Origin of the sequence: Acinetobacter sp. TY2 (assembly GCF_046269225.1) — a bacterium.
Taxonomy (GTDB): domain Bacteria; phylum Pseudomonadota; class Gammaproteobacteria; order Pseudomonadales; family Moraxellaceae; genus Acinetobacter.
The window spans coordinates 139,413-155,850 of record NZ_JBJZOR010000005.1 but is presented as its reverse complement, the minus strand read 5'-3'; the positions used below and the strand labels follow the sequence as shown (position 1 = coordinate 155,850).

Genomic DNA, 16,438 nt, shown 5'->3' with positions numbered 1-16,438 from the left:
TTTTACAACCTCGTTCAGGCACGTTACTGCATATGAAACTTACGCTCAATACAACTTATACAACAGCATCAGAGAGTCAGTCATTGTTGATTCTTGTCGATTCAGAACAACAACAAATAGTTAAAACAACATATCAAATCAATGATTTAGATTCTTTAGCTCAAGCGACACAATTTAAAGCGGGTTTCAATGAGATTTTACCGCTTATCGGGAAAGTTCCTGCACAATTGAACAGTACGCTCATTGGTCTAGATAAAGCAACGGAATTAAAGGCAGCGAAGTTAGCAAAAATCGCACAAACCATTATCAAAGCGTCACAAAAAAAATGTGCAAAAATCAGTGTTGATATTTCAGCTGTCCCTTCGGAGCTACATTATTTACTTGCTTTGAACCTGACTCAAGCAGCTTATGCCTATGATGAGTACAAATCGAAGAAGAATGAATTTGCACTCAATCATATTGAACTCATCGCAACCAATTCACCATTAACAGCGCAACAACTCAGCCTGATTGAAGCTGTACAAAATGGTCAGAACTTTGCTCGTGATTTGGGTAACTGCCCAGGAAATATCTGTTTCCCTGAATATTTAGCGGAGCAAGCACTTGCGCTGGCAGAAGAGTTCCCTGATCTACTGAAAGTCACTGTACTTGAAGAACAGCAATTGGCTGACTTAGGCATGAATGCTTTTCTTGCTGTGAGCAAAGGTTCAGACCGTCCAGGTCGTGTAATCACCCTTGAATATATGTCAAATATTGACCAAGCACCAATTGTCTTGGTCGGTAAAGGTGTCACCTTTGATACTGGTGGTATTTCACTTAAACCAGGTGCAGGCATGGACGAAATGAAATTCGACATGTGCGGTGCAGCATCTGTTTTAGGGACTCTACGTGCTTTATGTGAATCTAAATTACCTATTCATGTTGTTGGTGCTTTGGCTGCGGCTGAAAACATGCCATCAGGCAGTGCAACACGTCCAGGTGATATCGTTACCACAATGAGTGGTCAAACGGTTGAAATTTTAAATACTGATGCTGAAGGTCGTTTAGTACTGTGCGATACACTGACCTATATCAAACGCTTCAACCCTGCATTAGTCATTGATATTGCAACATTAACAGGTGCGTGTGTAGTTGCACTTGGTTCAGTGGTTTCAGGTCTATTTACTCCCGATGATGAACTTGCGGCTGAAATTACTGCGGCGGGTCAAAACTCATTTGACCGTGTATGGCGCTTGCCAGTATGGGATGATTATCAAGAACAATTAGACTCACCATTTGCCGATATCGCTAACATTGGCGGTCCTAAAGCTGGTGCAGTGACAGCGGCTTGTTTCCTACAGCGCTTCACGCGTGACTACCGTTGGGCACATTTAGATATTGCAGGTTCTGCTTGGAACTCAGGTGCAAATAAAGGTGCTACGGGTCGTCCTGTGCCACTTTTAATGCAATTGCTTGCCAATCGTGCACAGTCTAATGGCTAAAATTAGCTTTTATCTGTTTGAAAAAAGTCCTGAACGACAAGTGCAAAGCACTTGTCGTTTATGTCGTAAAATTTTGCATCAATCTGCACGCATTTGGCTACATTGCCCTGATCCAAAAGTACAGCAAGAACTTGATGAGCTGCTATGGTCATTTGATCCGACAAGTTTTCTGCCACATGGTATACAGGACACAACTGCACCCATTTGTATTTCAGCAGATTTACCAACAGAAAATGATTGGATTGTATTTAATTTTAACAATCAAGCGCTTGAAAATATGACCCAGTTTGATCACATTATTGAAATCATCGAAAATGATGAACAAGCGAAAATCATCGGTAGAGAAAAGTTCAAAACTTATCGTGGTCTTGGCGTACAACCGCAAACCTTTAAATTATAAAGATGAAGATGAATTTTAAATTCATACTTTTCTAGGAGATACATTGTGGCACTAAATGTCGGTCAGGACTTTAAAAAGCGGTGGCTTGATGCACCGAATGCTGTACGTCAGTCGTTTTTTGATGACCTCAATCGTATCTGTGATTTGTTGCAACCGTCAACAAACATTGAAAAGTGGATAGACAATGACCGACGTGCCCTTCAAGTTGCACAGTTACAAGTCGATCAAGCTTATGCTGATTTAAAAGCACAACTCCTTGAAGAAGCCCGCATACGAAAGCAACTCGCGCTAGAAAAATCACTAGCAGATAAACGTGCAAAACAGCAGGCTTATAATTTGCAATTACAACAAGATGAATTACAGCAGTTTTATGCACAAACCCAGTCACTCAATGCTTTGCGTCAAGTGATTGATGATGAAATTGCGCAACAAAGCCAACGCTATAGCAAAAATCCTGAATATCCTGCAATTGATTTTTCTAACCCACGCTCACGTATTCAAGATGACGAAATTCTTTCCGAGCTTGAAAGTGTACGTTTACGTTTAGAACTTGAAGCTGAAACTTCGATTGAAGAAGCTGTGAATGCATTTCGCAATAAACTCAAAGCTGCGGCAAAAGATGAAATTGATTACATTTTAGAAAATTCAAAGTTTTCAGCAGAAATATAGATTAGCTTATCCATTTTAATGCTAATAGTTTCATTTTACTGTCACCAAAATGCAATCTTTATGTCACATCATCATACCAAGTACCAAAATCATCAATGCTAGGTTTGAAAGAACGCTAACTCAATTGATGATGGCATTCAAAATGTATATTTTTTGAATCATATTGCATTGTTAGAGGATATAAAATGGATACACTCAATCAAATTTCAAACCATATTCATCAACTACATACTGGCGAACAATGGACGCTTTCCGTCCAAGACTTATTGATTAGTCGTACCGATTTTCAATGTATTTCAGTTTTTTTAAGCCGTGAATCAGACAAAGGACATTTTTCTTTACTTGAAGAAGGTCAAACGAATTCGTACATCGGTCATACCTCACTAACCATTATCAAGCACTAAATATGTTTTGCTAGAGAACAAAAAAGCCCAGCAGGGCTTTTTAAATAAAATATAGATTAAATAGCGTCAAATAATAAAGATAATAAATTCCCTGCGCCATAACCAATGCCAAGCAATAGGGCAATCCAAATCAATCCGCCAAGTACGTTATACATCATAAAAACAGGCAGTTTCATATGCCCTGCACCGGCAGCAAAAGGTGCAAATGACCGTACAAATGGAATAAAACGGGCAAATAAAATGGTCATACCACCATGTTTTTGGAAGTAATAATTGGTTTTCTGAATATATTCGGGCTTAAAAATTCGTGAATGCGCATGAAAAAACTTAAATCCCAACACTCGACCAGTAAAATAATTGACGATATAGCCTAATACCGATGCAATAAATAACAATAATCCCATATAGTGCAAATGTACCGACTCTGCTGTTGAACACAATGCACCCACAGCAATCAGTAAACTATCACCAGGTAGGAAAAACATAAATACAGAACCCGTTTCTGCAAAAACAATCAAAAATAAAATGGCATAAATCCACAAGCCATAGTTTTCCAACAACATAGGCAAAAACTGTTCTAAATGTAGTAAAAAATCAATCAATCCACACTCGCTTAAGAATTTTCGATTCAGTGATAAGCTGAATTAAAACACAGACAAAGAAAAACAGCCTAATTAAATTAGGCTGTTTTTTATCTTCATTACAGTGTAGTCTATTTTAAAAAGCCATTCGCTGCTAAAAATTCCATACTCAATTTTGATTCTGCTTTAGGCTCAGCAGCTTTATCACCCAACAGTAAACGCTCAATATAACGGGCTAAAATATCAACTTCTAAATTGACTTTTGCACCGACTTTCCACGTTCCAATATTGGTTCGATCTGCTGTATGTGGAATCAAATTGAGACTTAAAATACTGCCACGTAAATGATTGATGGTTAAGCTAATACCATCGACAGTCACTGACCCTTTTTCTGCCAAATATTTTGCAATTTCAGCAGGGGCTGTCACTTCATAATATATTGAACGTGCATCTGAACGAACAACTGTAATTTCACCGACAGCATCGACATGACCACTGACAATATGCCCACCAAAACGTGTGGTCGGTAACATCGCTTTTTCAACATTCACCGATTGACCAACTTTCCAATTGCCCAATGTCGTACGATTTAAACTTTCACGAGAAACATCGGCAGCATACCAATGTTCGCCCCATTCAATCACCGTTAAACAAATGCCATTAGTCGCAATTGAATCGCCTAAATGTACATCGGACATATCTAGATCAGTATGAATACGTAGGCGTATATCGCCACCGACACTTTGTAAACTTTCAACTTTACCTAAACTTTCAATAATGCCTGTGAACATAATTTACCCTACAACCTCATTTATTGAGGAATTTATACCTGACTGTATTGAATGGTGCCAAATGACCTTTTTAAAGGGCTCTCACCATTTTACCAAAGTGCCAACTGTGTACTCACCCCTGTGGTATCGACACCACCAAGTTCTGCAAAATGATACAACTGCCCGAGCAACTGACGCAAAGGTGGACCTGATTTGGCATGTGTATCTGTAATGACAATAAACTCAAGTACACGTGCACGCTCGGACTGGCGCTGTTTACTGACACGATAACGAGGTACATCTTGTGTCAATAACGTCACCTTGCCACGTTTCAAATTGGCAGCCAGTAAGTCTTTGGCTTCAATATTGCCATCAGTTGAATAACTCGTCAGAATATAACGTGCATTGATGGTTTCCAATAACTTCTCATATGCTTCCTGCGCATGTTTAGAAGAGTTATATTGACTTGGACGTTCTTTACGCCAAGCACGATCAATACCACTTTTAAAGCCCTTAGTATCAGGTGTCGGTAAATCAGTTTGATCCCAAAGCGTCAATGAATTGAGGACATGGTAATTACTGCTATACGCATGTTGATTATAAGGTGGGTCAAGATAAGCGACATCCACTTCAAAACTACTCATTTGATTGGCAAGATGTTGCGCATCAACACACCACATTTCTGCCATAGGTATTTTTTGCTCAGTATCACCAATTTCACTAAAGCGACTTGGTGTTAACCAAAGCAATGATTCAATACGCTCAAGCGCTGTTTGCGTTTTACCACCCCATCCATGATGGAAACTTTTAAATACGCCACTTGTATTACTGACCAAACTTGCTGAATACAGTAATGGCGCAAGTAATGCACTCATCTCGACATCATCGATTGCACCTTGCGCTTGCCATGTTGCTATCTGCTGACGAATCGCATCAATACGCATTCCATTACGACGTTTAAAGAATAAACGGTCACGTGCAGGATCATAAAGGTCATCATTACGTGGGCACAAATTATGTGTCACCCATCCTTTGACTTCAGGCAAACGGTTTAAATAATCAATGGCTTTTTGATAACCACCCAACTCTTTAAATGCAGGTGCATCGGTACATGCCAAAATTGCATGATTCAATGCATGACTGTAGGGTTCCCAATCATTGGCAATCACACGATAACCATTTTGACGCGCTAAACGTGAAACGACCCCACTACCTGCAAAAAAGTCAGCAAAAATCGGGGCACGTTTACCGCCTTTATTCAGTGTGCCTGTTATTTCAAGGGCTTCAAGAATCAAATGCAGTAAGCGACGCTTATTCCCTAAATACGGCACAAGTTGATGAAATAAATATTCATCTGTCGTACGCGCGGAATGACGACGCTTATGATAAATCGCTGGCGTAGTAGATTCTGAATTCATACGGACTCTTGTAAGGGAATGAGTTTTAAGCGAATGTCATCACCCAATTGTGTCACATTAAGTAGCTTAAAACGAAGTTGTTCTGCCATACGATCAAACTCCGCATTGAACATCGTTCGTGCTTTTGCACCTAAAAATGTCGGTGCGACATAACTGATCAGTTCATCAACCAATTTTGCTTGTAAAAATGCAGTGGATAATGTCGCACCCGCTTCAACAAGCACATCATAAATCTGTATTTTTTTGAGTGTTTGTAAAAGTTCTGGTAAAGATTGTATTTCTAATTGTACCACGCCAATCTGTTCAAGTTCTGAGCGAAAAGGCCCCATAACGATAACCGTATCAGGGGTTTGTAAAATTTTTGCTGTCAATGGCAAACGTCCTTGCCGATCAAGGATTATACGTTTCGGCTGAATAACAGTTGCTAAATCAACACCTTCAAGTTGACGTACATTAAGTAAAGGATCATCAACTAAAATGGTTTCAATACCCGTAATGACTGCACCCGAAATCGCACGCCAATGTTGTACATCTTGACGGGCAAGATTACCCGTAATCCATTTAGACTCACCCGATGCCATCGCTGTACGCCCATCTAAACTCGATGCAATTTTTAAGCGTACATAGGGCATATCTGTTGCCATTGCCTTTAAAAAGCCTTTGTTTTGTACTTCGGCTTGTGCTGTACAGACATCTGTTACAACCTCAATGCCTGCTTGTTTTAATATTTCTATGCCTTTTCCTGCAACTAAAGGATTGGGGTCTGCACAGGCAATCACTACACGAGTAATGCCTGCTTCAACTAAACCTTTAGCACACGGCGGTGTACGCCCATAATGTGCACAGGGTTCAAGTGTCACATATGCAGTTGCACCTTGTGCCTGCTCTCCTGCTTCATGCATAGCAAAGACTTCTGCATGTGAACCACCGACAGGTGCAGTTGCACCACGCCCAACAATCGCACCGTCTTTGACAATTACACAACCAACTGCTGGATTGGGGCGAGTGCGGTAAATAGCTTTTTCTGCCTCAGCCAATGCTTGCAGCATCCAGAAATGATCCTGGTTTAACTCAGACATAGTGTTCCCAATTGGCAATAAGAGTGATATGAAAATGACATAGAATAAAAATTAGTTTTCCTGACCGTTATGCTGCATTTGTTCAATCTGGCGACGGAATGCTTCGACATCCTGAAAATCCTGATAAACCGATGCAAAACGCACATAAGCGACATGATCAAGTGCAAACAAGGATTGCATGACAATTTCACCAATCGTGCGTGAGCGTACATCTCTCTCACCCAAACGGCGAATTTTTAATTGAATATCACTTAAAACCGTTTCAATTTGCTCTTGCGTGACAGGACGCTTCTGTAACGCATGCATGAGCGATCTACGCATTTTCGCTTCATCGAAAGGTTCATTTTTTCCATCTGATTTGGTTACACGTGGCATAACCACTTCATAACTCTCAAATGTAGTAAATCGTTCACCGCAGCTCGTACATTCACGGCGTCGACGAATCTGGCAACCTTCAGCCGCAAGACGTGAATCAATCACTTTACTGTCTGCGGTGTTACAAAATGGACAATGCATAGCGGTTTAATTGAACAAATTTTATGGAAGAATCAAGTGTAGCAAAAAAATGGAGATTTGTTGAGTTTTACGCTACATATAGAAAAAAAACAGCCCTTTTGGGCTGTTTTACACAATATATAGTTTTTATTATTGAAGTAACATATCGTTATTCAATACGTTCACCATGTTGACTCAAGTCTAGACCCATACGCTCATCGTCAGCTTCAACACGAATACCAATTATCAGGTCAATCACTTTAAGAATAATGAAAGTCACAATAGCACTATAAGCTATCGTTGCAAGCACACCTTCAACTTGTACCCAAAGTTGTTCTAGCATAGTTGGTGCTAAAACGACACTGGCTGCTTTAATAATTTCTTCGTTATAAAACACGCCTGTTAAAATTGCACCTACAACACCACCAACGGCATGTAGACCAAATGCATCTAGAGCATCATCCGCTTTTAATAGACGTTTTAATGACGTTGTACCCCAGAAACAAACGACTCCACCAATCACACCCATGATCAATGCACCACCGACACCGACAAATCCTGCTGCTGGTGTAATCACCACTAGACCTGCCACTGCACCTGACGCGCCACCCAAGACTGAAGCTTTACCACGGACAAAACGTTCAACCAACAACCATGTAAATGCTGCCGCAGCCGCTGCGACTTGAGTCACTAAAATCGCCATACTTGCACGAGCCCCTGCACCCAATGCAGAACCACCATTGAAACCAAACCACCCAACCCAAAGTAAACTCGCACCAATAACAGTGAGTGTTAAGTTATGCGGCGCCATCGACTCACGCCCCAAGCCCATACGTTTACCAAGTAAATATGCTGCTACTAAACCTGCGACACCTGAGTTAATATGTACGACTGTACCACCAGCAAAATCTAACGCACCCGCTTTATATAACCAACCATCCGCAGCCCAAACCCAGTGTGTAATTGGTGCGTATACCAAAATGACCCATACTGCAATAAAGGCTACGAAAGCTGAGAATTTCATGCGATCAGCAACCGAACCACTTAAAATAGCAACAGTAATAATGGCAAATGTCATTTGGAAAATAACAAATAAGCTTTCAGGAATTGTGCCACTGAGTGCATCAAAAGAAACACCATTGAGCATAGCTTTGGATAAATCACCAATGTATGCACCTGACCCTGAGAATGCTAAGGAATAACCGACCGTTACCCAAATCAGACTCACAACAATGGCAGCAGTTAAGCTATACATCATGGTACTTAAAACATTTTTTTTACGAACCATACCACCGTAGAACAGTGCTAGACCCGGGATGGTCATTAACAAAACCAATGCTGTCGAAACCAAAACCCATGCTGTATCTCCTGTATCTACTGTCGGCTCAGCAGCAGGTACTGCTTCAGGAGTTATAGCAGCAGGAATGGGTTCTATAGATGGAATAGTGGTTGCAACTGTCTGATCTGTATTTGATGCAACTGTAGAAGTAGAGGTAGGCTCAGAAATACTTTCTTCAGCCCAAGTGACTGAACCACCAAGAAGTGCACCAGACAAGCTGAGTGCGAGCAGCATTTTTTTCATTTGATTCCCCAACCAATTTTTTTGAGTTATGTACTTAGGTACATAACTTGCAAACTTTATGCCAACTTAAACAGCATCAGGACCAGTTTCACCTGTACGAATACGAATCACTTGCTCAAGATTAGTGACGAAAATTTTACCATCACCAATTTTTCCTGTGCTTGCAACACGAGTAATTGATTCAATCACTGAGTCGACCAAATCATCACTGATTGCGATTTCAATTTTAACTTTCGGCAAAAAATCGACGACATATTCAGCGCCACGATATAATTCTGTATGACCTTTCTGACGACCAAAGCCTTTTACTTCTGTTACGGTAATCCCTTGGACACCAATTTCAGAAAGTGCTTCACGCACATCATCCAATTTAAATGGTTTTACAATTGCAGTTACGAGCTTCATGTTATTTTCCTTCGGCTTTTCTTACCAGTAAGGTTTTATGTTCAATTTTCGTGCCAAATTTGGGAAACGGTTGGGGGTGCTTCACAAATCTAACAGAAACAATATGTACATTCTATTGTATACTCGAAGACTGACTTTGAGTTTTAAAAAATACAGATTTTGTGATTGTTTTTTTATATTTTTTTATCAATTAATACCATAGAAATCAGTTAATACTTTGGTCGTCGTTTAAGCAATGTTACACTCATGCTACGCAACAAGCTGATTTATGGAACACTAAAAAATGATTGAAACCCTTTTACGCGCTATTCTTGAACAAGTTGATCAACCCAAAAAAGATCTTGAGCATAATCTTCGCGCCTTGCTCAATGAAGCGGTCAGCAAAATGGATTTGGTTTCTAAAGATGAGCTTACACGACAACAAATTGCACTGAATAATGCCAATATTCGTTTAGAACAATTGCAACAACAACTCGCACAACTCGAAATACAGTTACAAAAATAAAAAATACATAAATTGCACAAATTTAGTGCAATAAAGACCAAATTTGATTAAAAATAAAGCAAAATGGAAAATAATAATGTCTTTTGCAAAAATCTATACCCGAGGTTTGCTCGGTTTACATGCACCTCAAATTGAAGTTGAGGTACATGTCAGTCAAGGTCTGCCCTCACTAACGATTGTTGGCTTACCCGAAGCGGCTGTAAGAGAAAGTAAAGATCGTGTTCGATCTGCGATTATCAATAGTGGATTTCTTTTTCCTACCAAACGTTTAACCATCAATCTTGCACCTGCTGATTTACCCAAAGATGGTTCTCGACTAGATCTACCGATTGCGCTAGGTATTCTGATTGCCTCAGGGCAATTACCTGAAAATGCAACTGATAACTTTGAGTTTATTGGTGAACTCGCGCTCGATGGGCATTTACGCCCTGTTTCAGGAACATTGAGTATTGCAATGGCATGTCAACAAGCAGAGCATCAACTCATGCTACCGCTTGAAAATGCTGATGAAGCGGCTCAACTGCCCAATTTTAAAGTCTTTGCAGCAAATCACTTAAAGCAAGTATGTGAACATTTCCTTAATATGCACCAAATTAATGCAACTAAATCACCCGATATTTCATTTATTCCAAACTGTAAATTTGACCTTGCAGATGTCAAAGGTCAATTACGCCCAAGACGTGCTTTGGAAATTGCAGCAGCAGGTGGACATTCGATTTTATTTAAAGGGCCACCTGGTACAGGAAAAACTTTACTTGCTTCACGGCTGTCTAGCATTTTGCCACCATTAACTGCACAAGAAAATTTAGAAGTTGCGAGTATTTATTCTATAGCAAGTACCCAGCACAGTTTTGGACAACGCCCTTTTCGAGCACCCCATCACACTGCCTCTGCTGTTGCTTTGGTTGGTGGAGGCTCACAGCCCAAACCAGGTGAAATTACGCTCGCTCATTTAGGTGTTTTATTTTTAGATGAATTACCCGAGTTTGATCGAAAAGTTTTAGAAGTCTTACGTCAACCTTTAGAGTCTAAAGAAATTGTGATTTCTCGCGCTTCACGGCAAATGACTTTTCCCGCCAACTTTCAACTCATTGCTGCAATGAATCCATGTCCATGTGGTTATGCTTTTAATCAGGATAGTCGTTGTCAATGTTCGGCAGAAGCGATTAAACGCTATCAAAACCGTATTTCAGGTCCTTTACTTGATCGTATTGATTTACATATTGATGTGCCACCATTAAAAGCACAGGAATTACAGGATAATAAACCTGTTGAAAATTCTGAAACTGTACGATTACGTGTCACTCAAGCATATGATTTACAAATATATCGTCAAAGCTTTCTAAATCAAAGTTTGTCACCACAACAACTTGAAAAATATGCATTACTTGATGATGGTTCACAAAAAATAATTGCGCTTGCACAACAACGATTAAACCTCTCTGCGCGTGCCTATCATCGGATACTTCGAGTTGCGCGTACTATTGCTGATCTTGCTCAATCCGAACATATTCAGAGTATGCATCTCACGGAAGCGTTATCTTATCGTAGTCAAGAAAATTAAAGATTGTTTTGTTTAAATGATCGAATATATTAAAGGTACTATTCAATCATAAAATATGCCTCATCAGGAGTACACCACTTGACCCTTGCTATACAGATTCGACCTGAACAAGATCAAGATATTCATGACATTACTCAAGTGACTGAATTGGCTTTCGCTGATGCGCCACATAGTAGTCATACTGAGCATTTTATTGTGAATTCTTTACGCAAGCAGCAACAACTTACAATTTCGTTGGTCGCATTATTCGATGGCAAAATCATTGGACATATTGCAATTTCACCCGTGAACATTAGCTCAGGTGAAAAAAATTGGTATGGTTTAGGTCCAGTCTCTGTTTTACCTAAATATCAAGGACAAGGCGTCGGTTCTGCACTCATTCAGCAAGCGCTACAACAGTTAAAAAACTTAGGTGCTGAAGGTTGTGTACTACTTGGTGAACCTGAATATTATACTCGATTTGGTTTTCAAGTCGTATCCGGGCTGACACTTGCAGATGTTCCTGTTGAATATTTTCAAGCCTTATCCTTTAACGGTAATTTTGCACAAGGTGATGTGACCTATTCTTCAGCATTTGAAGCAATAGCATAATCTAAATATTGAAGTATCATTTTTTACATTCGATTTTCTAACTCAATAATTTAATTCATAAAAAAGCCCGATGAAATCCATCGGGCAAAGCGCATTTGATATCCATTTATTATTCTAAAATTAGTATTATTATTTACAAAAGTTTAGAAAGATTTAGCCAAGGTAAAAACTGCTCCTGTTTCTACAGCACGTTCTCCTGCATGTGACATACCATCAGTATCAATATTGGTTCCAATAGCTGCCAATTCAGCTGTTAAACCCGAAACAGATTTGAAACCATAAGTCACACCTGCTTTCCAATCTACATAATTATCATCGCCATTAAAGTCGTATTTATCTTTATCTACAGTTGTATAACCGACACTCGCAATACCACCAAAACCTGTCGAACCAAACGGCACTGTATATCCAACATTAAAATTCCAACTGTCACCATCTAAACCTGCATAATCATTGGTATAGTTCACATTGGTTAAAATATTATCACCTGAAATAATGGCATCTTTAAAGCCTAATTTTCCATAAAGCTCAACCCAGTTCAAATCACTATCACTTGGATAATTATAATAAAGCACACCAACATCTAATAAAGGTTTACCTGGAAGACTGCTCAAATTTGTAGCAAAACCTAATGATGGGTCAAGCTCTAAGCTTGGTGAATCCTCACCAAAATCTACATTTGAACCCCAAAGTCCAAAATACAATCCTGATGTGTGCGCCAATGTGAAACCAGCTTGAATTGCTGGATCATTTTGAGTTTGCGTAATCCCACGAAAACGATAGTCAGAAGTAATCGCCGCAGAGCCACTAAAGCTCAAACCCAAATTTGACAATGCTGTATTTTCTGTAGCCATTGCGACAGTTGTCATAGATGTTAAAATAGTTGCAGCGATCAGTTTAATTGAAAATTTCATTGGTATTACTCCCCATCAAATGGTGTATTTGTTTTGTTTAAGAACTCGAGAGGTATTTAGCAAATGCTATGCCAATTTTAATATTGATAATATTTTTTTAATAAAAAATTAATGAATTCATGCTTTTAAAATTTAAATTTTTTAATAAATTCAAATCATATTGCTGAAGTTATAGCCTTTTCAATTTAAAATTTTCAGTCTAGATATAACTTTATATACACATCATGCCTTTATTTATTCTTTTTAAGCGTAATTGCATATATACAAATGAATTATGCGTTAATTTTGTGCAAAATTGAATCAAGCGACATTCAGCTATTTTTAAATACTATCCTGATCTAATTTGATGCATTTTCGCTTAAATCCTTTATCGCGTTTTAAACACTTACAATACCTTACTGCATCTACTAGATTTTTACTCACCTTATCAAAAACATCATTTGAATGTTTTTTAAGCACAAAAAAGGTGCATATTAAATATGCACCTTTTTATGACAAAGCTAAATTATCTTAAAAAGCATAATTTAAACCGACAACTGTATTGTTATCAAAGTCATCACCTATACGATTTTCACCACCCATCACATAATCAACAGATATCTTTAAACCTGTTTTAGCAATTTCTTTACTAATTCCAAGGCGTGCTTCATTGAAAGCAAAGTCTTTTTTAGTTTCCATTAAAGCATCATCACGACTACTGTTATACACAGAAGTACCAATCGATGTATTCAACATAAACTCATATGGCAATGTATGACTATATGCCGCACTAAGGTACAAATCACCTGCATTGGCAAATGCCGCATCGGCAAGCATAACAGTCATACTCATAGTCAAATCTTTATAAGTAAGTGCACCTAAGACATCAAAACCTGTGGTCTTACGTTTCTCGTTATTGTCTGCATAAACAGTCCCACCATTGTGGTAAATATAGCTCGTTGCTTGTAAACGATAACTCAAGTCTTGATTAATTTCATGATCATAAGCGATATAAAGATCATTTTCGATGCCATGATCTTTGCTGTCATCAGTCATATCATAGTCAAGTGTAGACCCCCAATATCCCACACTAATGCCATTATTAAAGGCATATTCAAGTCCACCTTGTAGAGCAGGTTCATCATTTTCTACACCACCACGGTAAACATATTGTGAAACAACACCAATATTCCCTGATAAGTGCTGTGTCGCCTTTTCAGTCTCAGCAATCGCTGTTTGAGTTAAAAGTGAAGTAATACATAAAGCAGAAAGCGTGTGTTTGGAGAGATAAAAGCAAGACATATGGAAAGACTTGGAACAAAAAGATGAGCGATTCTACTTTTTTTTTAATTTTTAGTAAAAATAAATCACCTATTATTTTTATGACATTATTTCATCTATTTGAAACATTATTTCATTCTTTATAATGGGCTTATTTCATAAAAAAGTGATGCCTAAGTTAAGAAAAACAGAATAATATCTGAAAAACATGTAACTTTAGTAAAATAAAATGATAAACACTGTTATTTTTTTATGTTTTACTTATACAATTCAGTAAAAGAACCGTGTTCTATTTAAACAATATTGTAACCAATAATTTAATTGTGGGAATTTTCGATGCCAACCGCTCAGAAACTTACGTTAGCAGTACTCATTAATGCTACTCTTATTTCTTCAGTATACGCAAGTGAACAAAGTGAAGCTAAGGGCTTTTTAGAAGATGCTTCTGGTTCTGTTTTACTACGTACTGGCTTTATCGACCGTGATAAGAAAAATGGTGTAGAAGATACTCGCTCTACAGCTCAATCTGCAATTTTCAAATTAGAATCTGGCTATACTCAAGGTATTGTTGGCTTTGGTGTGGGTGCTGTAGGTGATGGTTCTTTCAAAATTGGTAAGAACAATCATGCTGGCAATCAAATGATTCCTCTACACAATGACGGTGCAAAAGATGCAAATGGTCATGTAGACGCATACGATCATTGGGCTCGTGGTGGCGCAAGTGTCAAAGCTCGTATTTCAAATACAGAAGTTCGTTACGGTACTCAAGTTTTAGATTTGCCTGTACTTGCGAGCAATACCGGTCGTATGGTTCCTGAATACTTTGAAGGTGTGCTTGCAACAAGCCGTGAAATTAAAGGTTTAGAATTAACTGCGGGTAAATTTACTAAAAACCAAATGTCCGATCAAATCAATACAGATTCTGATGTGAATGGCAATGGACTCGATAGTGCTATTGTTTGGGGTGCCAAATACAAATTTGATGACCAATTCAACGCATCTTATTATGGTTTAGATTCTAAAAATGCTTTAGAACGTCACTATGTTAATGCCAACTATAAATATCCATTGGCAAATAAAAGCTCTTTCACTGTAGATTTCAGTGGTTATCACACTGAATGGGATAAACAAGCTTTAACTTACTCATCCCCTCTTGGCGATAAAGATGTAGATGGTCGTAGCAATAATATTTGGGCACTTTCAGGTACTTATAACCAGGATGCACACACTGTAATGTTGGCTTACCAGCAAAATACAGGCAATACTGGTTATGACTATGGTCAAAATGCCGATGGCTTCCAAAGTATCTATCTACCAAATTCTTACTTATCTGATTTTATTGGTAATCATGAAAAGTCGGTTCAAGTACAGTACAACTTAGACCTAGGTAGTTATGGTGTTCCAGGGCTAAATTGGACGACTGCATATGTCTATGGCTGGGATATTAAAGTTGCAAATAATCCAGAAGAAGGTAAAGAACGCGAATTCTTTAACCAAGTAAAATATACCGTTCAATCTGGTTTTGCTAAAGATGCTAGCTTACGCTTACGTAACTCAATCTACCGCGCAAATAATGCTTATGACGGCGCATATATTGGTGATACCAATGAATGGCGTATCTTCTTAGATATTCCTGTGAAATTATTCTAATTCACACGATATTTAAGTCATAAAAAAACCTGCATCATCGGATGCAGGTTTTTTTATTCAATATTTGAATCATATAAATCAACAAAATTATTTGTTTGCTGCTTTATACGCTTCAATTGAATCTAATACTTCTTGCTTTGCAACATCAGCACCAGACCAACCACTTAATTTAACCCATTTGCCTGGCTCTAGATCTTTATAGTGAGCAAAGAAGTGTTCAACTTGTTTGATCAATAGTTCAGGAAGATCTGTATATTCTTGAACATTTTTATAAAGCGGTGTTAATTTGTCATGCGGAACTGCGATCAATTTCGCATCTACACCACCATCATCTTCCATGTTCAATTTACCAACAGGACGACAACGAATCACTGAACCTGGTTCAACTGGGTATGGTGTTACAACAAGTACGTCCAGTGGATCACCATCCAAAGACAATGTATTTGGTACATAACCATAGTTCGCTGGATAGAACATTGCAGTACCCATGAAGCGGTCTACAAACAATGCATCAGAATCTTTGTCAATTTCGTATTTAATTGGCGCTGCATTTGCAGGAATTTCAATGATTACGTAGATGTCATTCGGTGCATCTTTGCCCGCTGGGATATTGCTATAGCTCATAGAATTGCTCTTTAACTGAGGTGTTATTTAAAAATCTGGACGATTA

Annotated in this window: 18 protein-coding genes; 8 read left to right on the top strand and 10 right to left on the bottom strand. The window is 38.5% G+C overall.

Going from position 1 to position 16,438, the window contains the following annotated elements; genetic code table 11:
- Positions 1-32: 32 nt before the first annotated feature.
- The 4 genes from ACK1JC_RS04855 to ACK1JC_RS04840 all read left to right on the top strand — a co-directional run bounded on the left by ACK1JC_RS04855 (position 33) and on the right by ACK1JC_RS04840 (position 2,954).
- A complete protein-coding gene (locus tag ACK1JC_RS04855) occupies positions 33-1,481 on the top strand; it encodes a leucyl aminopeptidase (RefSeq protein ID WP_409510760.1) in 1,449 nt (482 codons plus the stop codon).
- On the top strand, positions 1,474-1,881 hold the full coding sequence (locus ACK1JC_RS04850) for a DNA polymerase III subunit chi (RefSeq protein WP_409510734.1): 408 nt from the start codon (positions 1,474-1,476) through the stop codon (positions 1,879-1,881). Before ACK1JC_RS04855 ends, ACK1JC_RS04850 begins: the two co-directional genes overlap by 8 nt.
- 45 nt (positions 1,882-1,926) lie before the next feature.
- On the top strand, positions 1,927-2,550 hold the full coding sequence (locus ACK1JC_RS04845; RefSeq protein WP_409510733.1) for a hypothetical protein: 624 nt from the start codon (positions 1,927-1,929) through the stop codon (positions 2,548-2,550).
- Positions 2,551-2,735: 185 nt separating this feature from the next.
- Positions 2,736-2,954: a hypothetical protein gene (locus ACK1JC_RS04840; protein WP_409510732.1), complete on the top strand. Its 219-nt coding sequence runs from the start codon at positions 2,736-2,738 to the stop codon at positions 2,952-2,954.
- A 56-nt stretch (positions 2,955-3,010) separates the two neighbouring features.
- On the opposite strand, the gene ACK1JC_RS04835 is transcribed toward ACK1JC_RS04840, so the two are convergent.
- The 7 genes from ACK1JC_RS04835 to glnK form a co-directional block, all read right to left on the bottom strand.
- On the bottom strand, positions 3,011-3,556 hold the full coding sequence (locus ACK1JC_RS04835) for a VTT domain-containing protein (RefSeq protein ID WP_409510731.1): 546 nt from the start codon (positions 3,554-3,556) through the stop codon (positions 3,011-3,013).
- A gap of 110 nt (positions 3,557-3,666) precedes the next feature.
- Entirely contained in the window at positions 3,667-4,326 is a 660-nt protein-coding gene (locus ACK1JC_RS04830; RefSeq protein ID WP_409510730.1) for a riboflavin synthase, read from the bottom strand.
- 89 nt (positions 4,327-4,415) lie between these two features.
- Positions 4,416-5,723, bottom strand: a complete 1,308-nt coding sequence (locus ACK1JC_RS04825) for a DNA adenine methylase (RefSeq protein ID WP_409510729.1) — start codon at positions 5,721-5,723, stop codon at positions 4,416-4,418.
- Positions 5,720-6,802, bottom strand: coding sequence for a bifunctional diaminohydroxyphosphoribosylaminopyrimidine deaminase/5-amino-6-(5-phosphoribosylamino)uracil reductase RibD (ribD, locus tag ACK1JC_RS04820; protein ID WP_409510728.1), 1,083 nt, complete (start codon positions 6,800-6,802; stop codon positions 5,720-5,722). The genes ACK1JC_RS04825 and ribD overlap by 4 nt, the downstream gene beginning before the upstream one ends.
- Before the next feature lie 51 nt (positions 6,803-6,853).
- Positions 6,854-7,318 carry a transcriptional regulator NrdR gene (nrdR, locus tag ACK1JC_RS04815; RefSeq protein WP_409510727.1) on the bottom strand — a complete coding sequence of 155 codons (465 nt, stop codon included), beginning with the start codon at positions 7,316-7,318 and terminating at the stop codon, positions 6,854-6,856.
- Positions 7,319-7,466: 148 nt separating this feature from the next.
- On the bottom strand, positions 7,467-8,879 hold the full coding sequence (locus ACK1JC_RS04810; RefSeq protein ID WP_409510726.1) for an ammonium transporter: 1,413 nt from the start codon (positions 8,877-8,879) through the stop codon (positions 7,467-7,469).
- 66 nt (positions 8,880-8,945) lie between these two features.
- Positions 8,946-9,284, bottom strand: a complete 339-nt coding sequence (gene glnK, locus ACK1JC_RS04805) for a P-II family nitrogen regulator (protein WP_139853406.1) — start codon at positions 9,282-9,284, stop codon at positions 8,946-8,948.
- A 283-nt stretch (positions 9,285-9,567) separates the two neighbouring features.
- On the opposite strand from glnK, the gene ACK1JC_RS04800 reads away from it, so the two are divergent.
- From ACK1JC_RS04800 to ACK1JC_RS04790, 3 genes are all read left to right on the top strand, one after another.
- Positions 9,568-9,789 carry an accessory factor UbiK family protein gene (locus tag ACK1JC_RS04800; RefSeq protein ID WP_409510725.1) on the top strand — a complete coding sequence of 74 codons (222 nt, stop codon included), beginning with the start codon at positions 9,568-9,570 and terminating at the stop codon, positions 9,787-9,789.
- 76 nt (positions 9,790-9,865) lie between these two features.
- Positions 9,866-11,353, top strand: coding sequence for a YifB family Mg chelatase-like AAA ATPase (locus ACK1JC_RS04795; RefSeq protein WP_409510724.1), 1,488 nt, complete (start codon positions 9,866-9,868; stop codon positions 11,351-11,353).
- Positions 11,354-11,431: 78 nt separating this feature from the next.
- Positions 11,432-11,944, top strand: a complete 513-nt coding sequence (locus ACK1JC_RS04790; protein ID WP_409510723.1) for a GNAT family N-acetyltransferase — start codon at positions 11,432-11,434, stop codon at positions 11,942-11,944.
- 143 nt (positions 11,945-12,087) lie between these two features.
- On the opposite strand, the gene ACK1JC_RS04785 is transcribed toward ACK1JC_RS04790, so the two are convergent.
- Together ACK1JC_RS04785 and ACK1JC_RS04780 are read right to left on the bottom strand one after the other, a co-directional pair.
- Positions 12,088-12,858, bottom strand: coding sequence for a TorF family putative porin (locus ACK1JC_RS04785; RefSeq protein WP_409510722.1), 771 nt, complete (start codon positions 12,856-12,858; stop codon positions 12,088-12,090).
- Positions 12,859-13,368: 510 nt separating this feature from the next.
- The gene (locus tag ACK1JC_RS04780) at positions 13,369-14,139 is read right to left on the bottom strand and encodes a TorF family putative porin (protein WP_409510721.1); all 771 of its coding nucleotides are present in this window, start codon (positions 14,137-14,139) and stop codon (positions 13,369-13,371) included.
- Between the two features lie 315 nt (positions 14,140-14,454).
- Between ACK1JC_RS04780 and ACK1JC_RS04775 the strand changes: the two genes are divergently transcribed.
- Positions 14,455-15,768, top strand: a complete 1,314-nt coding sequence (locus tag ACK1JC_RS04775; RefSeq protein WP_409510720.1) for an OprD family outer membrane porin — start codon at positions 14,455-14,457, stop codon at positions 15,766-15,768.
- 87 nt (positions 15,769-15,855) lie between these two features.
- Here the strand turns inward: ACK1JC_RS04775 and ppa are convergent, their stop codons facing one another.
- A complete protein-coding gene (gene ppa, locus ACK1JC_RS04770) occupies positions 15,856-16,392 on the bottom strand; it encodes an inorganic diphosphatase (protein ID WP_409510719.1) in 537 nt (178 codons plus the stop codon).
- Positions 16,393-16,438 lie beyond the last annotated feature (46 nt).

Excerpts from the sequence above, each read along its gene's own strand:
- ACK1JC_RS04855 (WP_409510760.1), top strand. The coding sequence starts at position 33 with ATGAAACTTACGCTCAATACAACTTATACAACAGCATCAGAGAGTCAG.
- ACK1JC_RS04850 (WP_409510734.1), top strand. The coding sequence starts at position 1,474 with ATGGCTAAAATTAGCTTTTATCTGTTTGAAAAAAGTCCTGAACGACAA.
- ACK1JC_RS04840 (WP_409510732.1), top strand. The coding sequence starts at position 2,736 with ATGGATACACTCAATCAAATTTCAAACCATATTCATCAACTACATACT.
- ACK1JC_RS04830 (WP_409510730.1), bottom strand. The coding sequence starts at position 4,326 with ATGTTCACAGGCATTATTGAAAGTTTAGGTAAAGTTGAAAGTTTACAA.
- ACK1JC_RS04825 (WP_409510729.1), bottom strand. The coding sequence starts at position 5,723 with ATGAATTCAGAATCTACTACGCCAGCGATTTATCATAAGCGTCGTCAT.
- ribD (WP_409510728.1), bottom strand. The coding sequence starts at position 6,802 with ATGTCTGAGTTAAACCAGGATCATTTCTGGATGCTGCAAGCATTGGCT.
- nrdR (WP_409510727.1), bottom strand. The coding sequence starts at position 7,318 with ATGCATTGTCCATTTTGTAACACCGCAGACAGTAAAGTGATTGATTCA.
- ACK1JC_RS04810 (WP_409510726.1), bottom strand. The coding sequence starts at position 8,879 with ATGAAAAAAATGCTGCTCGCACTCAGCTTGTCTGGTGCACTTCTTGGT.
- glnK (WP_139853406.1), bottom strand. The coding sequence starts at position 9,284 with ATGAAGCTCGTAACTGCAATTGTAAAACCATTTAAATTGGATGATGTG.
- ACK1JC_RS04800 (WP_409510725.1), top strand. The coding sequence starts at position 9,568 with ATGATTGAAACCCTTTTACGCGCTATTCTTGAACAAGTTGATCAACCC.
- ACK1JC_RS04795 (WP_409510724.1), top strand. The coding sequence starts at position 9,866 with ATGTCTTTTGCAAAAATCTATACCCGAGGTTTGCTCGGTTTACATGCA.
- ACK1JC_RS04785 (WP_409510722.1), bottom strand. The coding sequence starts at position 12,858 with ATGAAATTTTCAATTAAACTGATCGCTGCAACTATTTTAACATCTATG.
- ACK1JC_RS04780 (WP_409510721.1), bottom strand. The coding sequence starts at position 14,139 with ATGTCTTGCTTTTATCTCTCCAAACACACGCTTTCTGCTTTATGTATT.
- ACK1JC_RS04775 (WP_409510720.1), top strand. The coding sequence starts at position 14,455 with ATGCCAACCGCTCAGAAACTTACGTTAGCAGTACTCATTAATGCTACT.
- ppa (WP_409510719.1), bottom strand. The coding sequence starts at position 16,392 with ATGAGCTATAGCAATATCCCAGCGGGCAAAGATGCACCGAATGACATC.